At 42.0% G+C, this 1,300-nt stretch carries 2 protein-coding genes; both read right to left on the reverse strand.

Translation table 11 applies throughout. From position 1 onward, the window contains the following. Positions 1–942, reverse strand: a complete 942-nt coding sequence (locus G4P69_RS36740; protein ID WP_208343704.1) for a cytochrome c oxidase subunit II — start codon at positions 940–942, stop codon at positions 1–3. Between the two features lie 182 nt (positions 943–1,124). Further along, the coding region (locus tag G4P69_RS36745; RefSeq protein ID WP_208354765.1) for a DUF2231 domain-containing protein at positions 1,125–1,300 on the reverse strand (176 nt) is incomplete at its 5' end.

The following is a 1,300-nucleotide window of genomic DNA, read 5'->3' on the forward strand; positions in this document are numbered from 1 at the left end:
CTAATTGCTGTAATTGACTACAGGAGGTTGTGCTGGTGCTACCCTAGCCCAGCCTTTTATTACCTCTTTTGAGAGTTGAGCATATTCGTAAGCTGCTTGGTTTTTTGCAACGGATGGTTTTTGGTTGGCTGCTTGGTGTAGCCATTGTTTGTAATCTTCAGAGGACTCAACAACAACATTTGCTACCATGGTCGCAAAGTAAGTACCGCTAAATTCAGAATCAGTCAACTGATATTGACCTGTAAGGATAGGGGTAAATTCAAAGTTAATGGTGCGCTTGGGTATGATGTCTTGCTTAACTCGAAAAGCAGGAATATAAAATCCGTGGAGAACATCCTCGGATTTCATCGCTAAACGGATACGATGATTAACGGGTAAATGGAGTTCAGTGCTGGTAACTCCTGTTTCTGGATAGCGGAAGATCCAAGCCCACTGTTTGGCGTTAACTTCAATGTCTTCTATTGGCAGAACATTGGCATTACCCTTTTCACCGTGTCCGTGCGTCGCTGTGTCTTTATTCATCGGTGCAGCATTTGCTGGTTCCATTGCCAATGGGCTATGCATGTGAATAGCTTCCATAGGTCCTTGAATCCCCATTTGCTCGTAAATTTGGTAGCTGTATGTTGCAATCCAAAGCACTAGTAATACAGGAATTGCAGTCCAAACAACCTCTAGTGTCAAATTTCCTTCAATGGGGGGACCATCGCTAGTGTCATACTCTTCTGCGCGATGGAAAATGATTGAATAAATTAGTGTTCCTGTGACTCCAAGGAAAATAAATGCTCCCAGCGTTATTAAGAAACTAAACAATTGATCGACTAGTTTTGATTCTGCTGCTGCTTGAGGTGGAAACCACGAATAGGCAAGATCTCCTATCCACAGGCTGATAGATGTTAAGATGAGGGCGATCGCACTCAAAATCAAAATATTTCGGCTCTTCATAGGGACAAATTAGAGGATTGTTGTTTGTTGTTTGTTGGTTCTTCCACTAACCACCCAGTGTTAAGACTGCTAAAAACTAGTGATTAGTGGTGAAACCTTGAGTTGATAGGCGATGTCACTACTACCCACTATCAGTCCTCATGAAAAATTTGGAACTTCTAAGCGCATCAGCTTAATATCGATTACTTGAGCAGTAAGTTTGGATCTTTTCCCAATCGCAACAACATATCAGCAGTATTGTGAACCCCAAACTCAGCTGCTAGCTGGGCTCCTAGTGTTCCATGTAAATACATTAGCAACATGATAAATAGACCACAAGCTAAGTAAGCCAATTGCACTTGTTGATTCTCATCCTTAC

The sequence above is a fragment of the Aetokthonos hydrillicola CCALA 1050 genome (assembly GCF_017591665.1).
Taxonomy (GTDB): domain Bacteria; phylum Cyanobacteriota; class Cyanobacteriia; order Cyanobacteriales; family Nostocaceae; genus Aetokthonos; species Aetokthonos hydrillicola.

Bases quoted from the DNA above. Each gene is read 5' to 3' on its own strand.
- G4P69_RS36740 (WP_208343704.1), bottom strand. From the start codon at position 942: ATGAAGAGCCGAAATATTTTGATTTTGAGTGCGATCGCCCTCATCTTA.